The following is a 17522-nucleotide window of genomic DNA, read 5'->3' as shown; positions in this document are numbered from 1 at the left end:
GAACCCCTCGCAGTCGAACCGTGAAAAACTTCCTGCCGTCTGCGCGTCCCGAGAATTCGATCGCCCGCGCGGCGGTCTCGCCCGCCGCGTGCCGGGCGCGCTGTCGCCGCCCGGGAGCCGTCGCAAAACCCATATACTGGCCGGCGAAGGCACGACCATGTCACTCGCAGACGCGTCGACGTTCACCCGGCGGCTCGACGACCTCGGCGTCGCGGTCGCTACGGGCCCGCCTGAGGAGTGCGCGACCATGGTCGAGGCGGCCGCGGGCGAGCCCGTGGTCGGCGTGCCGCTCGGTCGCTCGGGGCCCGAGGGGCTCGCCGACTCGCCCGCGACGCTCCCGGACCGAGTCGAGACGGAGCCGACGACCGCCGACCTGCGCGCGGCTCACACCGGCGTCACCGCCGCGTCGCTCGGCGTCGCCGAGTACGGGAGCGTCGCGCTGGAGGCGGACCCGGCCGGCACGGAGCCGGTGAGCCTCTTCATCGACCGTCACGTCGTCGTCCTCCGGGAGGCCGACATCGTCCCCGACATGCCCGACGCCTTCGACTGGCTCGGGCCGCGGGCGCGCGACGAGTCGGTCGACGTGGTGTTCGCGACCGGTCCGAGCGCCACCGCGGACATGGGCGGCCTCGTCCACGGCGCGCACGGACCGAAGGAGGTCCACGTGGTCCTGCTGCGCGACGACGACGCGGCGGACGGACCGAACGACACCCCCGACGCGGAGGCCGAACGATGAGCAGCGACGCCGAGCGCGGCGCCGGTGAGGGGCCGGAGGCGAGCGACCCCGACCGCGAGGCGAAGGCCGAGCGGATCCGCGAGCTGCTGGCGACCGAGGGCGACGCGGTCGCCGAGAACACCCGCGGGTTCAACGCGGGGCGCTACGAGTCGACCGGCCGCCTCGACGGCTACGAGGCGCTGAAAGACGAGGCGCGCGCCATCAAGGAGGACGCGATCGAGCGGCTCCCCGATCTCATCGACGAGGTGAGGGAGACGGTGGAGGCCAACGGAGGCACGGTGTACCTCGCCGACGACGCGGCCGACGCGAACCGATACATCCGCGAGATCGCGGCCGAGCGTGGCGCCGAGCGCGCGGTGAAATCGAAGTCGATGACCTCCGAGGAGATCGAAGTGAACGACGCGCTCGCCGCGGACGACGTCGACGTCGTCGAGACCGACCTCGGCGAGTGGGTACTCCAGTTAGCGGACGAGGAGCCCTCGCACATCGTCGCGCCGGCGATCCACAAGTCGCGCGAGGCGATCGCGGAGCTGTTCGCCGAGCGGTTCGACCCGGACGACCCGCCCGAGACCGCCGAGGAGCTCACGATGTTCGCCCGCGAGCGGCTCGGCGAGCTGATCGAGGACGCCGATCTCGGGATGACCGGCGCGAACTTCATCGCCGCGGACTCGGGCACCATGCTCCTCGTCACCAGCGAGGGGAACGCCCGGAAGACGGTGACCGCGACCGACACGCACGTCGCGGTCGCGGGCGTCGAGAAGCTCGTCCCGACCGTCGAGGAGTTCTCTCCGTTCGTCGAGCTGATCGGCCGGTCGGGGACGGGTCAGGACGTGACCTCCTACATCTCGACGCTGACGCCGCCAGTCGACTCGCCGGTGCCAGACTTCGGAAGCGATCAGGAACCGCTCGCCGACGGCTCCGACGCCGACCGCGACTTCCACCTCGTCCTCATCGACAACGGCCGGCTGGCGATGCGCGACGACGAGACGCTGAAGGAGACGCTGTACTGCATCCGCTGTTCGGCCTGCTCGAACGCCTGCGGGAATTTCCAGAGCGTCGGCGGCCACGCGTTCGGCGGCGAGACGTACTCCGGCGGGATCGCGACAGGGTGGGAGGCCGGCATCGAGGGGCTCGACGTCGCGGCCGAGTTCAACGACCTCTGTACCGGCTGCTCGCGCTGCGTGCCCGCCTGTCCGGTCGGCATCGACATTCCGTGGATCAACACCGCGGTCCGCGACCGGATCAACCGCGGCGAGGCCGACCCGAGCCAGCTCGACTGGGCGTTCGAGGAGCTGGTGCCGGACGAGGAGCCCGGCGGACTCGACCTCGGCACCCGGCTGGTCGGCAACTACGCGACGCTCGCGGAGTGGGGGCACAAGACGGCGCCGGTCGCCAACCGCCTCGCGAACGCCGGTCCGGTGCGCGCGCTCGCCGAGCGGGTGGCCGGGATCGACCGCCGGCGCGACCTCCCCGAGTTCGCGCGCGAGTCGCTCGTCGAGTGGTTCGACGCCCGCGGGGGCCCCGCGGTCCCGGCCGACGAGGCGACCCGCGAGGCCGTCGTCTACCCGGACACCGCGACGAACTACGTCGACGTCGAGCGCGGGAAGGCGACCGTGCGCGCCCTGGAGGCGCTCGGCGTTCACGTTCGCGTACCGGACCTCCCCGGGAGCGGCCGCCCGCCGCTGTCACAGGGGATGGTCGCGACCGCCGAGGCCGCGGCCGAGGACCTCTACGCCGGGCTGGCGCCGCACCTCGACGCCGGACGCGACGTGGTCGTCATCGAGCCGAGCGACCTCGCGACGTTCCGCCGCGAGTACGAGCGGTTCCTGCCGAGCGAGTCGTCCGAGCGGCTCGCGGACGCGAGCTACGACGCGATGGAGTACGTCTTCGGTCTACTGGAGAACGGCGCCGATCCGGCGGGGCTGCGCGCGCCGAGCGAGGGGACCGGGCCGGTCGCGTCCGGGAAACGGATCGCGTACCACCCGCACTGCCAGGCCCGAACGGTCGAGGTGGGCGAGTACGCGACCGCGACCTTCGAGCGGCTCGGCTACGACGTGCGCGTCTCCGACACGGAGTGTTGCGGGATGGCCGGCTCGTTCGGCTACAAGACGGACTACTACGAGCTGAGCGTGGACGTCGGCGAGCCGCTGCGCGAGCAGTTCGGCGACACCGACCGCACGGTCGTCGCCCCCGGCACGTCCTGTACCGAGCAGCTCGACGCCCTGCTCGACGCCGCCCCGAGGCATCCGATCGAAGTGATCGCGCCGCGAGGGTGACCCGGTCCCGGGTACCGGGAACCCGCCGGCGTCGGACGCGCGTCGTTCGACAACGAACGCTTATTAGGCGCGCTCGTGTCCGTATCGTGTATGAACGCAGCCCCCGAAGAGATCACGGCGCTCGTCGGTCGCGAGGTGTACTCGAGCAACGGCGTTTTCGTCGGTGAGATCGAAGACATCCAGCTCGACTTGGACGCGCGCTCCGTGACCGGCCTCGCGCTCGCTGAACTCAACCACGAGCTGTTCGCCGGAGAGGTGGACGGCTCGACCGGCGTCGTCGTCCCGTACCGCTGGGTCCGCGCGGTCGGCGACGTCGTCCTGATCAACGACGTCATCGAGCGGTACGACACCGGCGACTCGGAGGAGGAGCCGAGCGAGCTCGCGGAGTCGACGTAACCGATTCTCGATCAGTCGGCCGCGTCGCGCGCGGCGTTCAGAACGGAAGCGCGTCGCGGAGGCTGGCGATCACGCCGCGCTCCTCGCGGCGCGCCTCGTCGAACACCGGGTATAAGGCGTCGAGAAACGCCGTCTCGTTTTCGAACTCCCGCTTGGGCACGCGGTCGAGCGCGTCCGCGAGCGCGATGGAGCGTCCCTGCGCGTCGTAGGGCACCTCTTGGTCGCCGAGCGCGTCCCGTAGCTCCGCGGCCGTCGCGGGAAACGACACGTCCGCCTCGTCGAGCCGGGCGTCGAGCGCGGCGATCCCGAACTCGATCGCCTCCGGCTCCTTCGTATCGCCGCCGCCGGGTGGCCGTGCTGCCATTACGGCGTGGTACTTCCTCCGACGGCTTGAAACCCCTGCTCTCGGCGCGTCCCGCTCATTCCGGCACGGACTCGGTCGGGGGCTCGGCGTCGACGACGGCGAGCTCGACCCCGTCTCCGGCCCGGTCGAAGGCGGCGACCGAGTCGTCGTCGTACGGCGGGACGGCGACGATCACCACGCCGGCGAGGTCGTCGGTCCGCGAGATTCCGAGGAACCCGTCCGGGTGCGAGACGAACCGCGCACCGCCCTCGCCCGCCGGCGTGCCGAGGTCGACGCCGAACACGGAGCTGACGGACTCCCCCACAGACGGGAGCGTGAAGTGGGTCACCACCGGTGTCTCCGGGTCGAGGCCGAGATTGGTCTCGAACTCGCCGGCGGGCGTCGCCGAGAGGCGAAGGTTCGCCTCGTCGGGGTCCTCGCTCGCGGCGCGCTCGCGCAGCACCGTCAACAGATCGCGGGTGACGTAGATCACTGGTCGGGAGCCGCTACGGGACGCATTGGCAAAAGGTCACGCACGGGTCGCCCGGCACCGCAGCGTTCCTGACCGCGCTCAGAACGGGAGCGCCGACTTGAGCGTCTTCGCGTACAGTCTCGGCGCCTTGCGCCGCGAGTCGGAGAGCGCGTCCTCGAGGGCGACCGCTGCGCGCTCGTGGACCCCAACCCCGTGACCGACGAGGATGCGCTCGGGGTCGAGCCCGGAGAGCGCGGCCGTCGGCGGCGTGAGTCGTAACATGGGGTGAACGCCGAGGCGCTCGCGGTCGCCGCGGAAGTACGAGGCGTTGCCGAGCGACTCGGGAACGATCAGCGTCTCCCCGTCGAAGAGCCCGACCTCCTGCCACGGCGGCAGCGAGGAGTCGCGGATCCGGATCGCCTCGAAGCCGGTGTCCGCGAGCCGCGCGCCGAACCGCTCGACGTCGACGTCCGGATCCAGCTCCTCGGCGACGCCGGTCATCCATTCGGGGACGTACACCGGGGCGTTGTGGCGCGTGGCGAGCTCGCCGCTGTCGCGCACGTGGCGGTCGAGCCCGACCACGACGCCCGCGACGTCGCCGAGCTCGGCGAGTAAGTCGTCGACGCCGGGCGCGTCGACCGGGTCGACCACCCACACGTCGTCCGCGTCCGTCTCCTCGTTCTCGACCGCGAACGCGTGGCTCGCGCGCTCCATCATCTCGTCGGGGTACGCGATCCAGCCGACGCCGCTGTCGTAGCGATCGATCTCGTGGAGGTCCGGCTCGTCGCCTTTCATTCCCATACCACCCGTTCGGCCCGGACGCTTGTTAACCCGTCTCCGGCGGAACCCCGATCCGAGACCACCCGCCGCGTCCGGCGACGGTCCCCGAGCCTCAGGCGTCGGGCCACTTGATTGAACAGCCGCGCGAGGGGCGGTCCGGAATCTCGACGTCCTCGCCCGCGAGGACGGCGTCGACTGCGTCGCGGACGTAGAACTCGGTCGGCTCGTCGTCGGGGTTGAGCGCGTCGTCGAGCCGCCCGTGGTAGCGCAGCCGCCACGCGCCGTCTTCGCGGCCGAAGAGGAACGGGTCAGGGGTACAGACGGCATCGTAGGCGGCCGCGACCTCGCCGGTCTCGTCGCGGAGGTACGCGTCGTACGCGACCGTGCCGTCGGCGACCCGCTCGCGCATCGCCTCGAAGGAGTCCTCGGGGTACGCGTCGGCGTCGTTGGGGTTGATCCCGACGACCGCGAGGTCGTCGTACTCTGCGGCGAGCTCGTTCAGGAGGTCGATCTTCGCCTTCGCGTACGGGCAGTGGTTACAGGTGAAGACGACGAGCAGCGCGTCCGTCTCGAAGTCGTTGAGCGCGTACGTCTCGCCGTCCGCGCCGGGCAACTCGAAGTCGGGGGCGGCGTCGCCACGGTCGAGTTCCGAGTCGGATTCCATCTGGACCATGCGCAGATGTACGAGCGGGAGCCGAAAAGGCGTTGCGCGACGTATCGATAACCTGTTCAGTCGCAGAACGTTCAGCGCCCCAACGCGCCGGCAAAGACTAAAGGCCACTACGCCGGTAGCTGCTGATATGTCGAGGCAAATGAACACCGTTGTCTCTGGTGACGAGTCGGACGTCCATGACGAGCCGCACGTTCGAGACCGACGAATCACCGTGCGTCATATCCACGCGCTGGTGGAGGAGCGCGGGCTCGACGCACAGACGGTCGCGGATCGGTTCGACCTCACCGCCGCGAAGGTCTACCACGCGCTGGCGTACTATCACGACCACCCGGAGGAGATGCGAACCGTCGAAGAACGCCGTCGGGAGCTACACGACGCCGCAGCGAACGATCCGAACGTCGTCACCGGTCCCGAGGACTTGTCGGACGCGTAGCGCATGCGGGTGTCATTTCTGCTCGATGAGAACATCGCGGCTCCACTGGCAGACAAACTCGCCAAAGCGGGCCACGACGTAGAGCGCGTCGTCGCCGTGAGCGAGCTCGGTGAGGGCGTCGACGACGTCGCGATTCGCCGGTACGCCGTCGAACACGACCGTCTCATCGTCACCAGTGACGACGATTTTGTCCAGATGTCGGTCGACTCGCACAGTGGCGTATTCTACGTGCCCGATCAATCACTCGAAACGCACGAGCTCTATCACATCATCCAGCGCGTCGTCGAGGTGTATCCCGACCGGGACGCCATGAAGGCGGTGACGTACATCACCACCGACTGGTTGTGATTCTCACTCACCGTAGACCAGTGACCGACTCCGCCAGTCAGTACTCGATGGTCGCGGAGTAGCGGTTCAACACGGCCACGAGCACGGCGCCGACGAGCGCGGCCAGCGCGAACCGCGGCGCGGCCGCGCGCCACGACTCGCCGCTTTCGGCTAACCGCGCGGACACCTCCACCAGCGGCGCGCGCAGCGCACCGACGACGAGGCTCACGAGGAACGCGAGCGTGGCGGCCCGCGCCCGCGCCAGCGCGTAGCGGACGGCGTGGGCGATCGTGAAGAGCCCGACGACGCCGCCGAGCAGGAACGTCGCCACCGGCGGCAGCGTCTCGACGAGCGCGTCCGCGCCGTTACCGAGCGCGAGCGCGCCGGCGGCGTCGACGAACTGCCCCACGATGCCGGACATGTACTCGTACTGGCCGAGGACGACCAACAGCAGCGAGCCCGAAATGCCGGGAAGTACCATCGCGCTGACGGCGAGGCCGCCCGCGAGGAAGACGACCGGGAGGGGATTGCCGAGCGCGGTCCCCGCGACGCCCGACGCGAGGAACGCGAGCGCGAAGCCAGCGACCGCGGCGGCCTTCCGGCGCGGGGTCGAGAGGTCGACGTCGCCGAGCAGCACCGCGGCGCTCGCCGCGATCAGCCCGAAGAAGAAGCCGTACGTCGCGACCGGCTGCGTCGCGAGCAATCGGTTCACCGCGCTCAACACGGTCACGACCGCGGTGCCGATCCCCGCGCCCAACACGAGGAGGAAGGCGCCGTCGATCTCGCGGAACGCGTCGCGCGCGTCGGCCCGGCCGCCCGGTCGTACGCCGCCGAGTACGCGTCGTGCGCGGCCGGGATCGACGGCGGTGACCGCCGCGATCAGCCGCTCGTAGATCCCGACGATCAGCGCGATGGTGCCCCCGGAGACGCCCGGCACGGCGTCGGCGCTCCCCATCGCCACGCCCTTCAGGTAGATCGTCGCCCACTCGCGGAGTTCGGCCATCTGCTCGCAAAAAGCGCAGCCGCGGTAAAGAAGGGCCGGGTATCAGACGGCCGCCTCGGCCGCCGCCTCGGCGCCCGCGGTCAGTTCGGTGCGGTCGCCGTCGTGGCGGCCGTCGCCGTCGTCGCGACCGGCTCGGCGCCGATCAGCGCCCCCGCGTCGGTCGAGTTCGTCGAATCGCCGCCGTCGCTCCCGCTGCCGTCGACGGGGCACTCGGGGTCGCCGCTGGGACAGTCGATGATCCGCTCTTCGAGCTCGACCGTCGCCGCGGCGTCGTCGACGCCGACGACCTGACCCTCGGTCACCTCGACCTGCCCGACGCGCTGGGTCGTGTACAGGTCGTCGCCGGTCGTCCGCTCGGTGGTGATGTTGTACGGCCCGGTCGCGCGGACGCTCGTGTTCGTGTACCCGTTCTCGGGCCCGAACTCGTCGTAGCCCGTCGTCGAGTACGGGAGCGTGAACTCGAAGTTCCCGTCCTCGTCGGCGGTCGCGTACTGCGTGTACTCGAACGTCTCGCCCGACGGCTTCTCCATCTCGACGGTCGCTTTGACCTCTTGGCCGGGCTCGGCGCCCGAGCCCTCGACGGTCGCGCCCGGCACGCGTTCGAACGTCTTGACGAAGTCGTCGGTGAACGCGCCGAACAGCGACTCGCCGAACGTCGCCTGGAGGTCGACGCCGAACCGCTGGGCGAGGATCTGCGCCTGCTGGGCGTACGGCGACCGCCCCGGCGTCTCGGCCGTCGCGTGGACCAGCCGGTAGTGTTCGAGCGCGTCGAGGCGCTCGGAGGGGACGCCCATTACGCCGCCGACCTGCGCGGAACCGTCCGCCTCGACGTACGACTGCGCCGCCGAGAGGTTATCGAACCGGCGGATCGCCTGGCCGTCCGTCGGGAGCACCTTGATCTCGACCTGCTCGCCGGACTGCGTCTGCGCGGTCTGCGGCTCCCAGTCGATCACGACCGGCTGCGGCTCGACCGCGCTGCCGTAGTGCTGGTAGAGCCGGATCATCTGGCTCTCGTGGTAGCGCTGCGTCCGCATCTGGAGCGCAAACCGGAGCCCGCCCTGCTGGCCCTGCGGCCCCTGGACCCGCTGGTAGAGCACTTCGTTGAAGTCGCGCACCGTCTCGTTGCCCGAGTAGAACGTGACCGGCGCGTTGAACTTGGAATTCGGCGACGCCATCTGCCAGTCGACCATCACGTAGCGGGTCTCGTTGCCCTCGGTGCTCTGGCTCGCGAGCACTTCCGCGGCTTCCTCCTCGCTCGGCGCGAGGAGGTAGTCGGCCGCTTGGCCCGCGTTCTGCTGGAACGGGTTGGCGTTCGGGATGCGCTCGGCGCGCGTGGTGATCCAGTGGCCGTAGTCCCACCACGACTGGACGCCGTAGGCGCCCTCCGGGTACTCGTAGTCGCCGTCGGCGGGGCGCTCGTAGGTGCCGTACAGCTCCATCGGGTTGTCCGCGCCCTCAAGCTCGCCCGGCTGGGGCGTCTCGTCGTTCATCCACTGGAGGCTCTCGTCCCACTGGACGACGCTGCCCGGCTGGCTGGAGTTGCCGGCCTGCCAGACCGGGGTGGCGACGCCGACGAGTGGGACGATCAGGACCGCGAGGACGGCCGCGACGGTGAGTATCTGCCACCCCTCGATCTCGCGGACCGCGTCGAGCGAGGTGAGCTCGAGCGCGTCGAGCGCGACCTGGAGGAAGTACGCCGTGCCGACCGCGACGACGACGGCGAAGTAGTAGTTGAAGCGGACTTGGGTGAACGCCGCGCTGCCGATGAACGCCGCCCACACGACGAAGTACAGCTCCTCGGCGTCGTACTCGACGAGGAATGTCGCGCCGACGAGGAAGGCGGCGGCGATGAGCAGGCCGATCACCTGCCAGTCGACGCCGACGAGGCCGCCGATGGCGCCGTACGCCTGCGGGACCGCGTAGACGGAGCCGACGACCGCGAGCGCGGCCGGTATGTAGAGGGTGTGATTGGTGTCATCGGAGCGATACAGTGGGCGTGCGAGGATGTAGAGGACCGCGGCGAGCGCGAGGAAGAAGGCGAGCCCGTACTGCGAGAGGACGAAGTTGGAGAAGGAGGCGCCCTGAAGGGGGGGTTGGGCCTCGCCGATGGTGCGGGCGCCGGCGCTCGCGGAGAAGGCGACGGTGTTGAGGAGGTTGCTGACGATCGTCGACCACAGTGAAGGGATCGCGAGCCAGACGAATCCTGCGGACGTGAGGATGAGGCCGCCGACGGCCGCGGGGTAGGTGTCGGTCCCGAGGTCACGCGCCTCCCATTGGCGTGCGAGCCACGCGAGGAAGACGGCGCCGAGCGCGACGGCAAGCGGCAAGACAACTTGGAGGAGCGAGTAGTCAGTCGGGTTGAACGAGAAGGTGTCGAGCGGGATGACCTGCATCAACCCCGCAACGATCATCGTGACTGTGCCGGCAAACGCGGCCGGCTCGGGGCTCTTCTCGTGGTAGGTGTCGCTCGTAAGCTTGACCGCGAGGAAGATCCCTGTGAAGCCGACCATCAGGATACCCGGCTGCCACGTCCACATGTAGAGGCCGAGCGCGACGCCGGCCGCGGCGGCGTAGGCGATCGGTTTACGGAGCGCGTCCCAGTCCTGATCGACGACGAGTTCCCATACCGGTTTCTCGCGTTCCGCCACGCCGAGCGCGACGAGGAACGCTAGGATGGCGGTGCTCTGGAAGAGGATCTCCGCCGCGCTGTGGTCGGGAAACCCGACGAGCGTATACCGGAGGAAAGTCCCCGAGAACAGCGCCAGCGTCGCCGCGCCGACGAGCGCGGGCACGCGGTCGACAAATCGCCGCGCGATGAAGTACGTCGGCACAGCGACGAGCGCGCCAGTGATGGGGGCCATGATGAGCATAACCTCCTCGGCGCCGCCCATAATCGGCCTGGCGATCCAGATCCCGACAGCCATGATGTGATCCCAGAGAGTGCCGAACTGTCCCACGCTGTTCCCGTACGGAAATCCCGTCCACGGATCAAACGGGAGTGTGTTTGGCCAATTCTCCATGAGATACGTCGTTTCACGGAGGTGGTACCACGCGTCGTTACCACGGAAGTACACCTCGCCGTTCTGGATGAAGTTCCCGTACGAGCGCAGTCGCGTCCACAGCATGAACACAGATATCCCGAGGAGGACGGGAACGTGGTACCACCGTGCGAGGAGATCGGACGGGGACGAGTCCGATTCGTCCGGCGGATCGTTCGAATCGCTCATTACCGCAAGGGACTGTCAAAACGCGCATAAGGCTTGTCATCTCTACACGCCACTTGGAACAGGTAGCAGAATCATATGCGAAATCACAACATGGTTGTAAAACCGGATACGAGCATACCCATTTGAATTCACCTCCACGCGTTACCTTCTTAACAAACAAAATAGTCTTGTGGGCCGGTCGTAGTTTGGAATACAATGACGAAAGGGAGTGCGTTGACGGTCGCTGTGACTGGCGCCGCGGGATACCTCGGGTCTTGTGTGGTAGCGACGCTACTCGATGGGGGTCATAACGTCCTCCCTGTAGACAATTTTAGCACCGGAAGCGTCGAATCAATTCGGGGCCAAGCAGTGAAACACATCGACGTGCGGGATCGACGAGCAGTTCGTGATGTGATCGGGAACGCCGACGCAGTTATTCACTTAGCCGCAGTCAGTGATGTTGAGTCGTGTGAGGAGACGCCAGAGCACGCGTTTGACGTGAACGTCGTCGGCACCGAAAACGTCGCATGGGTATGTCGCCAAAAAGGTATTCCCCTATCTTTTGCGGGGAGCGTCGCCGTGTTCGGTGAGCCAGAGTCTTTCCCACTTCGACCTGAACTCCGTCGGGATCCGTTGAATGTGTATGGGAGCACAAAGCAGATGAACGAAGATGACATACATTCACTGTCGTCTCGGAAGTTCCCTGCTCACGTGTTTCTGATGGCGAATCTGTTTGGTGCCCACGATGAGGGCGATAACGGGGTTATCCGGAAGCGTACCGTTATTGATCTCTTCATTGACGCCGCAAGAGCGAACGAGCCGCTTAAAGTGTACGACCCCGGGACGCAGGCTCGAAACTTCATTCATGTCAAAGATGCCGCTGATGCGTATCTCCGATCCGTCGAAGCACTCGTTGATGCGGAAGATGGAGCAACGACGTACACGTTGGGATCTGACCAGGTGCTCTCGGTATTGGAGCTCGCAGAGCTCGTTCAGGGGATTGCCGAAGACGAACTAGGACACACCCCACCGATCGAGCGTGTCGAAAATCCTCGAGACGAAGCGATTTCAGAACGGTTCGCTATGGAGACTTCACCCGTCACCAACGAGCTCGGGTTCGAGTCGTATCGAACAGTCGAAGAGAGTATTCGACAGGTGCTTTCCGAATAGACTATCACTTATGTATGGTATGAAAATAGAAATTTCATGTATCGCCACCTGAGTCTCGCGGGTCGGACGGTGGTTTGATTCGTTTGATTGAGCCGAAACAACAGCCCAGTCTGGAATTTCTGACGCGAGGTTCGTACCAGTCGCGATTCGGCTCGTCCCAGTCAATTAATTTCCAGAGGCCCTCTCGAACGGTGTGATTAGGTTCGTAGTCGATACGCTTGCGAATGATCATCGTCCACGTGCGGCTTGGCCTGTAAGAGGGCGTGTGCTAGACCTAATTGTTTGCGCTAATGGGCGTACGTTATCGAGCGTCCGCGCTACTCATCGCCGTACTGCTTGATTATTTTCTATTTCATGTAGCTGACGACGACTAACTCGTCGAGCCTGACGTCGTTGAGATTATTGAACACATTCTCAATGAGAGGTTTGTCGTTAACCTTGACGAGAACTTTCGACTTGTCGTCACTCAGTGGGGAAGTCGGGTTCCCTTGCCTGCGGCGAGTATAACGCCCTGGATAATGTAATGATTAAAGCGTGGTCAGCGTAATTTGGTTAACCCTACATTTCTATTCACTCAATGTTCATAAATAATATTAATCAGTAGTAGCAGTAACAATTGTTATTTTACCTCTATTCACCTTCTCATCTTCTCTATCGATTACAGTATATCCTTTGTCTTCCAACAGTTCTACGATTTCTCTTGGGTTTACATCAAACATAGGGTGACACTCAACAATTATCATATCAGGATTTCTATCTATATTTGCTAGAATTTCTTCCTCTGCACCTTCACAGTCTAAAATGAGAACATCTGACTCTGGTAGAGCGTCAGCCTTGATTCGGTCAGCACCTGTTGACGATCCCTCAATCAGGATGCCAGATTCCACAATCGCATGATGGAGAGTTATCTTACTAGACATTTTATTAAGCTTTGCTGTTTCCTGAATTATATCTAATCTATCCAATGAAGCCTCATATGTGTTAACACTCTGGCTCCCTGATTGTACAGCCACAACTGATGACACCCCTAACCCTCCTCCAACAATCGTAGTAGTTGAGTTATTAGGGAGGTGTCGTCTGATGTGTGACACAAGAGTAGTTTCATACTCTGGAAACACGTCTGTTGAATCCAGCAATCTGGGTCGTCTAACAGCTACTCCATTGTAGGATCCAATTTTTTTAGGGAGCCATTCACGGATGGAAATATTATAAATATGCCTCAGTAATTCGCGAATTCTGTTCATGATTCGTCACCACTAGTCAGACTCTCGTAAACTTTTGTATATTCCTTGGCAACGTTATCCCATGTGAGTCGCTCAGAAAGCTTGAAAGCACTTGCTTTTTTATTTTGAATATCATTTCTGTTCTTCAAAATTTTGTTTATCCATTCCACTATCTCGCTTCCAGAATCTGCTACATATATCCCATTATCTGGGTTTGCCCATTTGAACTGTGCGAATCCACAATCACGTGTGATTATCACGATACACCCTTTCGCGATCGCCTCCAAAGCAACCATTGAAAAGTTTTCTAGATACGAGGGTATAATCACGATATCCGTAGATTGGTACTTACGCTCCAGCTCACGGTCATTAAGATATCCGAGGTAATGATTCTCCCACTTCTGACCAAGCAATGACTCTGCGTAAGTCTCGCTCTTGACACCTCCAACAATATTTATATTATATTCCGGATTATCCGGATTTAGGTGCGGTAAAATTCGATCATAGCCTTTTCTCTGTTCGAATCTCCCCACAAAGAGAATTTCAACCTTATTCTTAACCGGTGACGGCGGGGACCGGAAGGCAGACTCGATTCCAAGTGGAACGATTTTCTCTGGGGGTAGGTGCCAGAGAGATCGCATCTGGTCCTCCGTCTCGGGACTAGACGCAATAATTGATTTTGCCATCTTAGCACCCCTTCGAGACATCCAATTTAGTATTATATCTCCCGCTAAGGACCGAGCGTGTAGACTCGACTCGGGAGACCGCCGCCATACAATATATGAATCAGAAGTCCATTGAACAGTTCTCACGTCGGAACGGAAGGGATAGCGCTCTAAAGCATGGAAAACGTCGTATTCACTCGAACAGACCTCATTTTTAACGTTCTTATACAGATTCCACCAAGACAATATAGATTGTTCCGGAAGTGGGTGGGAATCAATTTCGATATCGGGATGTGGTGAATCAGAGCGATCGCCGTAGGTGATCAATCTAACACTATGACCCATTTTTTGTAGCGCACTTCCGATTCCCCTTGTGACTCTAGTGGGACCATGTTGTCCATGGTTCTTCCCAAAAAGGAGAACATCCATATTCTTTGATTGGGGAAGACTACCATGGGACATAAATATTATTAAAAAATCCGGAATGTAATATGTCTCTGCCTTAATGACAATAATCGTACAAATGTAACCTACATATTCAGTCGCCTTGATCCCGGGGATGCCAGTGTGATCTGTCGTAAGCGTATTAAAACGAGTATAGCCACACCATCAGCGATACCGGCACATCCCCGTTCGCCTGAATGACTGGTACGCAATTTCAACGATCCATCATATTAGTTACATCCGCGTAGACATCTTCAAGAGAGTCCACAATTGTCTCCCAACCGTGGTTCTTGACGACCCATGCGCGGGCGGCTTCGCCCATTCTCTCGCGCCGGTCCTCATCGCGGCAGAGCTGTTCAATTCGGTCACCAAGGGCATCCTCATCTCCGGGACTAACGAGATACCCTGTCTCACCGTCTACGACAGCATCTGCGGCACCTCCCGTATCGGTCACAATCACGGGAAGTCCAACCGCCATCGCCTCCAGTACAGCGTTTGGCAGTCCTTCGCCGCGGACAGATGGAAGGACGAAGAGTTTCCCCCGGCGTAGGTAGTCCGGGACTACATCCGGGGGAACCTCTCCAGCAAACTCGGCATCCACGTTGAGACGCTCGGCAAGTGCCTCGAGATTCTCGCGTTCAGGGCCATCGCCCACGATGAGCACGGACTCGTTGAGGCCGGCAACGGCGCGCAGGAAGACATCAACTCCTTTCTGATCTTTGAGGCGGCCGACGAAAACGATCTCATCACCTTCCGCGGTCACCGACGGGATATCTACCCCGTTTCCGAGAACAGTTAGTGAAGACTCATCGAACTCGGAGCGGACGTCTGCTGCGATACGCTCGGTCTGTACGAGGACACGCGCCTCTCGGAGGACGCTTCTGATCATCCATCTCTTAACGGGCGTGTCCTTCATGAAGTAGTAGTCACCACCACGGATCCACGCAAAATAGGGGAGGCCGCGTAAGGTGTTTACTACACGACCAATAAACCCGTTCGGGTAGATCATCATACACTGGAGGATGTTGTATTCACGTGCATCGCGCAGTAGGAAGAAAGTCGCCGCGAGTACGAAGGTTAGCGTGGAAACGAAGGGACTGATACGCCAATTCGGCACGCGAACGACTTCATAGGGAAGTGAATCATCGCTCTGGTCAGTCTTGTAAGCTTTCGTGTACACTGTTATCTCGTGACCCGCGCCGTCGAGTTCACGGGCCATTCGTTTCGTCTGCGTCTCTGTCCCACCGATTACGTCTGGCGGGAATTCCTTAACAAGTATGGCAATTTTTCTGGCCATTGTGGACGCTTGACTAGATTAAGCGACTGTTGAAATTACATTCAGTATGCTTGACCGAGTCCAATTCAGAAGTGAATTTATCATTGGTTTCCTCTTACTGTACGTACCTTATTCTGAATAGAACACGTAAGCGTAGCGGAAACCAATAGACGGACTGTCATTCAAACTGTGTAGTGTAGGATTTATAATATCCAAGCAGAATATTTCCCAGTAAGGATGAAAAATACGCTGAAAAAAGATATGATTTGTTTCAACGAAGGGGGGCCATCGCTCTATTCAGAGCAATTATCAAACATTTTTATATCCGACTGATCAGGCCCTATCTGTCCTGTGAGCAACATCAAAATATACAAGGTGTTACCATTTATTCATCTAAAAGGTGTGAGAAATTACTTGATAGTTGGTTTGGTGTGGATTTCTCGTGGCCCCAGTCTCACAAAAAGCCGAATTGTGATTTTATCAATCAGTATGTCGCAGAAGGTGACTCAGTAGTAGTTATCGGTGGTGGGTACGGCATTTCTTCAACGGTGGCAGCGAAAAAAGTCGGAAGGGGGGGGGAGGGGGTAAAGTTTTCATATTTAAAGGGGCAAATGAAAGTTGAGGATTAAAAAAATACGTTACGCTTGAATAACGTGTTTTATCAAACCCGTGTTATTCACGCTATCGTCGGACAAATGTCGAATTTGAAGGAACCCGGTGACAAAGCTAAGACAGTCCATCCATCTGAACTCCCTTACTGTGACGTAATAGAAATGGATTGTGAGGGCGCAGAAGTTGATCTAATTACGCAGTTACCTGCCAATATAACTACTATCATTGTTGAAACACATCCATCAAAAGGGGCACCCACGTCAAGAGTAAAAAAAAAATTGTTAAATAATTGTGGTTATCAAATCATCGACTCAGAGCCTGACAGGAACTCAGGTCATGTGTTGGTCGCCAAATACTTATCTTCATAATAGCTGAGGCGGATCTGTTATATAATATATTTTACATAATAATCTATATTTATTCATAAGCCTTTTTATTATTGTATCCATAGGTCTCATTCTATGAGGATTAGTTTTTTCTGTTACAATCTTTCCGGAACAGGACCCCGAACACGTGCTAGGGATATCATAAATGGAGTTGCTGAGAATTCTGATCATCAAGTGACAGTCCTTACAAATGAACCGGATCTCGTAACTGAGGAAGCTAATATATTAAAGATCAATCTAAACAAACCGGTTGATCTGTTTCAAAATACAAAAACTGTGTTCACAAATACAGATGTTGCTCATGTCCCAATAAATATATGGCAAGTAGCGTTTGTCCGATTATTTTACTCAGGTCCTTTAGTGGCTGGTGTTGGACCAGGTATTCAAGTTGAATCGTATTACCAGCATCTTGGTAAGTTCTTAGGAATCAACCGGCTAATTGTGGTACATGAGGGCCGTGAGTGGAAAAAATTCGGCTATAAGACTACCATATGTACTGCGACTATCGATCGAGAAATCTTCCATCCATATACAGAAAACAGGATTGATAAAGTTCGCAACGAGTTGGGGATCTCACAAGATTCCAAAGTAGTGTTATATGTTGGAGAACTCACAAATCATTATGGAGCTGAGCTCATTTCTGAAACGGCCTCGTTTAATGACGAATTCATTTATATCGTAATCGGAGAAGGTCCATTGAGGTCAGATATCGAAGAAAATCCCAATGTGAGATACGAAGGTTATGTAAACAACCGGGAATTACCATACTATTATAACGCGGCTGATGTCACAATTGGTCCTCGCTTATCAGATGTTACCTCAAACGTCGGACTTGAATCAATTGCCTGCGGTACGCCCTTCATTACAACAGCGACAGGTTATATCCAAGAGTTCGCTGTGGAACCTGGTGCGTACATCTACTCAAAGCGCACGGCTGAAGCGTTACATGAAACAATCGTGGAACTGCTTAACGATAAAGAGCGATACAGTGACCAAGTACAACGAGGGCTAGGGTTCATTGATAGCAATCCCTTAACTCTTGACTCTGCGATAGAGACACACTTAGAGGTGTACGACGAACTAACATCATGATACGACACC

At 60.4% G+C, this 17522-nt stretch carries 16 protein-coding genes and 1 pseudogene; 7 read left to right on the top strand and 10 right to left on the bottom strand.

Annotated elements, in window-relative coordinates:
• Nucleotides 1-157: 157 nt before the first annotated feature.
• The 3 genes from J7656_RS09985 (at nt 158) to J7656_RS09975 (ending at nt 3408) form a co-directional block, all read left to right on the top strand.
• Nucleotides 158-736 carry an LUD domain-containing protein gene (locus J7656_RS09985; protein WP_211553207.1) on the top strand — a complete coding sequence of 193 codons (579 nt, stop codon included), beginning with the start codon at nt 158-160 and terminating at the stop codon, nt 734-736.
• Nucleotides 733-3012 carry an LUD domain-containing protein gene (locus tag J7656_RS09980; protein ID WP_017343024.1) on the top strand — a complete coding sequence of 760 codons (2280 nt, stop codon included), beginning with the start codon at nt 733-735 and terminating at the stop codon, nt 3010-3012. Before J7656_RS09985 ends, J7656_RS09980 begins: the two co-directional genes overlap by 4 nt.
• A gap of 90 nt (nt 3013-3102) precedes the next feature.
• Nucleotides 3103-3408, top strand: a complete 306-nt coding sequence (locus tag J7656_RS09975) for a PRC-barrel domain-containing protein (protein ID WP_017343025.1) — start codon at nt 3103-3105, stop codon at nt 3406-3408.
• 37 nt (nt 3409-3445) lie between these two features.
• Here the strand turns inward: J7656_RS09975 and J7656_RS09970 are convergent, their stop codons facing one another.
• The 4 genes from J7656_RS09970 to J7656_RS09955 form a co-directional block, all read right to left on the bottom strand.
• The gene (locus tag J7656_RS09970; protein ID WP_017343026.1) at nt 3446-3772 is read right to left on the bottom strand and encodes a DUF5789 family protein; all 327 of its coding nucleotides are present in this window, start codon (nt 3770-3772) and stop codon (nt 3446-3448) included.
• A 55-nt stretch (nt 3773-3827) separates the two neighbouring features.
• Nucleotides 3828-4244, bottom strand: coding sequence for a JAB/MPN domain protein-containing protein (locus J7656_RS09965; RefSeq protein WP_017343027.1), 417 nt, complete (start codon nt 4242-4244; stop codon nt 3828-3830).
• 78 nt (nt 4245-4322) lie between these two features.
• Nucleotides 4323-5018 carry a hypothetical protein gene (locus J7656_RS09960; RefSeq protein ID WP_211554568.1) on the bottom strand — a complete coding sequence of 232 codons (696 nt, stop codon included), beginning with the start codon at nt 5016-5018 and terminating at the stop codon, nt 4323-4325.
• 97 nt (nt 5019-5115) lie between these two features.
• Nucleotides 5116-5676, bottom strand: a complete 561-nt coding sequence (locus J7656_RS09955) for a thioredoxin family protein (protein WP_017343029.1) — start codon at nt 5674-5676, stop codon at nt 5116-5118.
• Nucleotides 5677-5803: 127 nt separating this feature from the next.
• Here J7656_RS09955 and J7656_RS09950 point away from each other — a divergent pair, with 127 nt between their 5' ends.
• Together J7656_RS09950 and J7656_RS09945 are read left to right on the top strand one after the other, a co-directional pair.
• Nucleotides 5804-6109, top strand: a complete 306-nt coding sequence (locus J7656_RS09950) for a DUF433 domain-containing protein (RefSeq protein ID WP_155118188.1) — start codon at nt 5804-5806, stop codon at nt 6107-6109.
• 3 nt (nt 6110-6112) lie between these two features.
• Entirely contained in the window at nt 6113-6457 is a 345-nt protein-coding gene (locus J7656_RS09945; RefSeq protein ID WP_017343031.1) for a DUF5615 family PIN-like protein, read from the top strand.
• A gap of 37 nt (nt 6458-6494) precedes the next feature.
• Here J7656_RS09945 and J7656_RS09940 read toward each other — a convergent pair whose 3' ends face one another.
• Both J7656_RS09940 and J7656_RS09935 read right to left on the bottom strand, forming a co-directional pair.
• Nucleotides 6495-7439 carry a DUF368 domain-containing protein gene (locus J7656_RS09940; RefSeq protein WP_211553206.1) on the bottom strand — a complete coding sequence of 315 codons (945 nt, stop codon included), beginning with the start codon at nt 7437-7439 and terminating at the stop codon, nt 6495-6497.
• An 80-nt stretch (nt 7440-7519) separates the two neighbouring features.
• Complete coding sequence (locus tag J7656_RS09935) at nt 7520-10666, bottom strand: oligosaccharyl transferase, archaeosortase A system-associated (protein ID WP_211553205.1); 3147 nt, start codon at nt 10664-10666, stop codon at nt 7520-7522.
• A 195-nt stretch (nt 10667-10861) separates the two neighbouring features.
• Here J7656_RS09935 and J7656_RS09930 point away from each other — a divergent pair, with 195 nt between their 5' ends.
• Nucleotides 10862-11815: an NAD-dependent epimerase/dehydratase family protein gene (locus tag J7656_RS09930; RefSeq protein ID WP_211553204.1), complete on the top strand. Its 954-nt coding sequence runs from the start codon at nt 10862-10864 to the stop codon at nt 11813-11815.
• A 227-nt stretch (nt 11816-12042) separates the two neighbouring features.
• On the opposite strand, the pseudogene J7656_RS15275 reads toward J7656_RS09930, so the two are convergent.
• From J7656_RS15275 to J7656_RS09915, 4 genes and pseudogenes are all read right to left on the bottom strand, one after another.
• Nucleotides 12043-12332 (bottom strand): annotated as a pseudogene (locus J7656_RS15275) (sugar phosphate nucleotidyltransferase); the annotation flags it as partial.
• A 76-nt stretch (nt 12333-12408) separates the two neighbouring features.
• A complete protein-coding gene (locus tag J7656_RS09925; RefSeq protein WP_211553203.1) occupies nt 12409-13059 on the bottom strand; it encodes a class I SAM-dependent methyltransferase in 651 nt (216 codons plus the stop codon).
• Nucleotides 13056-14132 (bottom strand): glycosyltransferase family 4 protein, encoded by a 1077-nt coding sequence (locus J7656_RS09920; protein ID WP_283091181.1) that lies wholly within the window; start codon nt 14130-14132, stop codon nt 13056-13058. The genes J7656_RS09925 and J7656_RS09920 overlap by 4 nt, the downstream gene beginning before the upstream one ends.
• Before the next feature lie 229 nt (nt 14133-14361).
• Nucleotides 14362-15444, bottom strand: coding sequence for a glycosyltransferase family 4 protein (locus J7656_RS09915; RefSeq protein ID WP_211553201.1), 1083 nt, complete (start codon nt 15442-15444; stop codon nt 14362-14364).
• A gap of 1052 nt (nt 15445-16496) precedes the next feature.
• Here J7656_RS09915 and J7656_RS09910 point away from each other — a divergent pair.
• The gene (locus tag J7656_RS09910) at nt 16497-17513 is read left to right on the top strand and encodes a glycosyltransferase family 4 protein (RefSeq protein ID WP_211553199.1); all 1017 of its coding nucleotides are present in this window, start codon (nt 16497-16499) and stop codon (nt 17511-17513) included.
• Nucleotides 17514-17522: the final 9 nt, after the last annotated feature.

Source organism: Halorubrum ruber (assembly GCF_018228765.1).
GTDB classification, from domain to species: domain Archaea; phylum Halobacteriota; class Halobacteria; order Halobacteriales; family Haloferacaceae; genus Halorubrum; species Halorubrum ruber.
The sequence above is the reverse complement of the archived record's forward strand: the minus strand, read 5'-3'. Positions and strand labels throughout refer to the sequence as shown.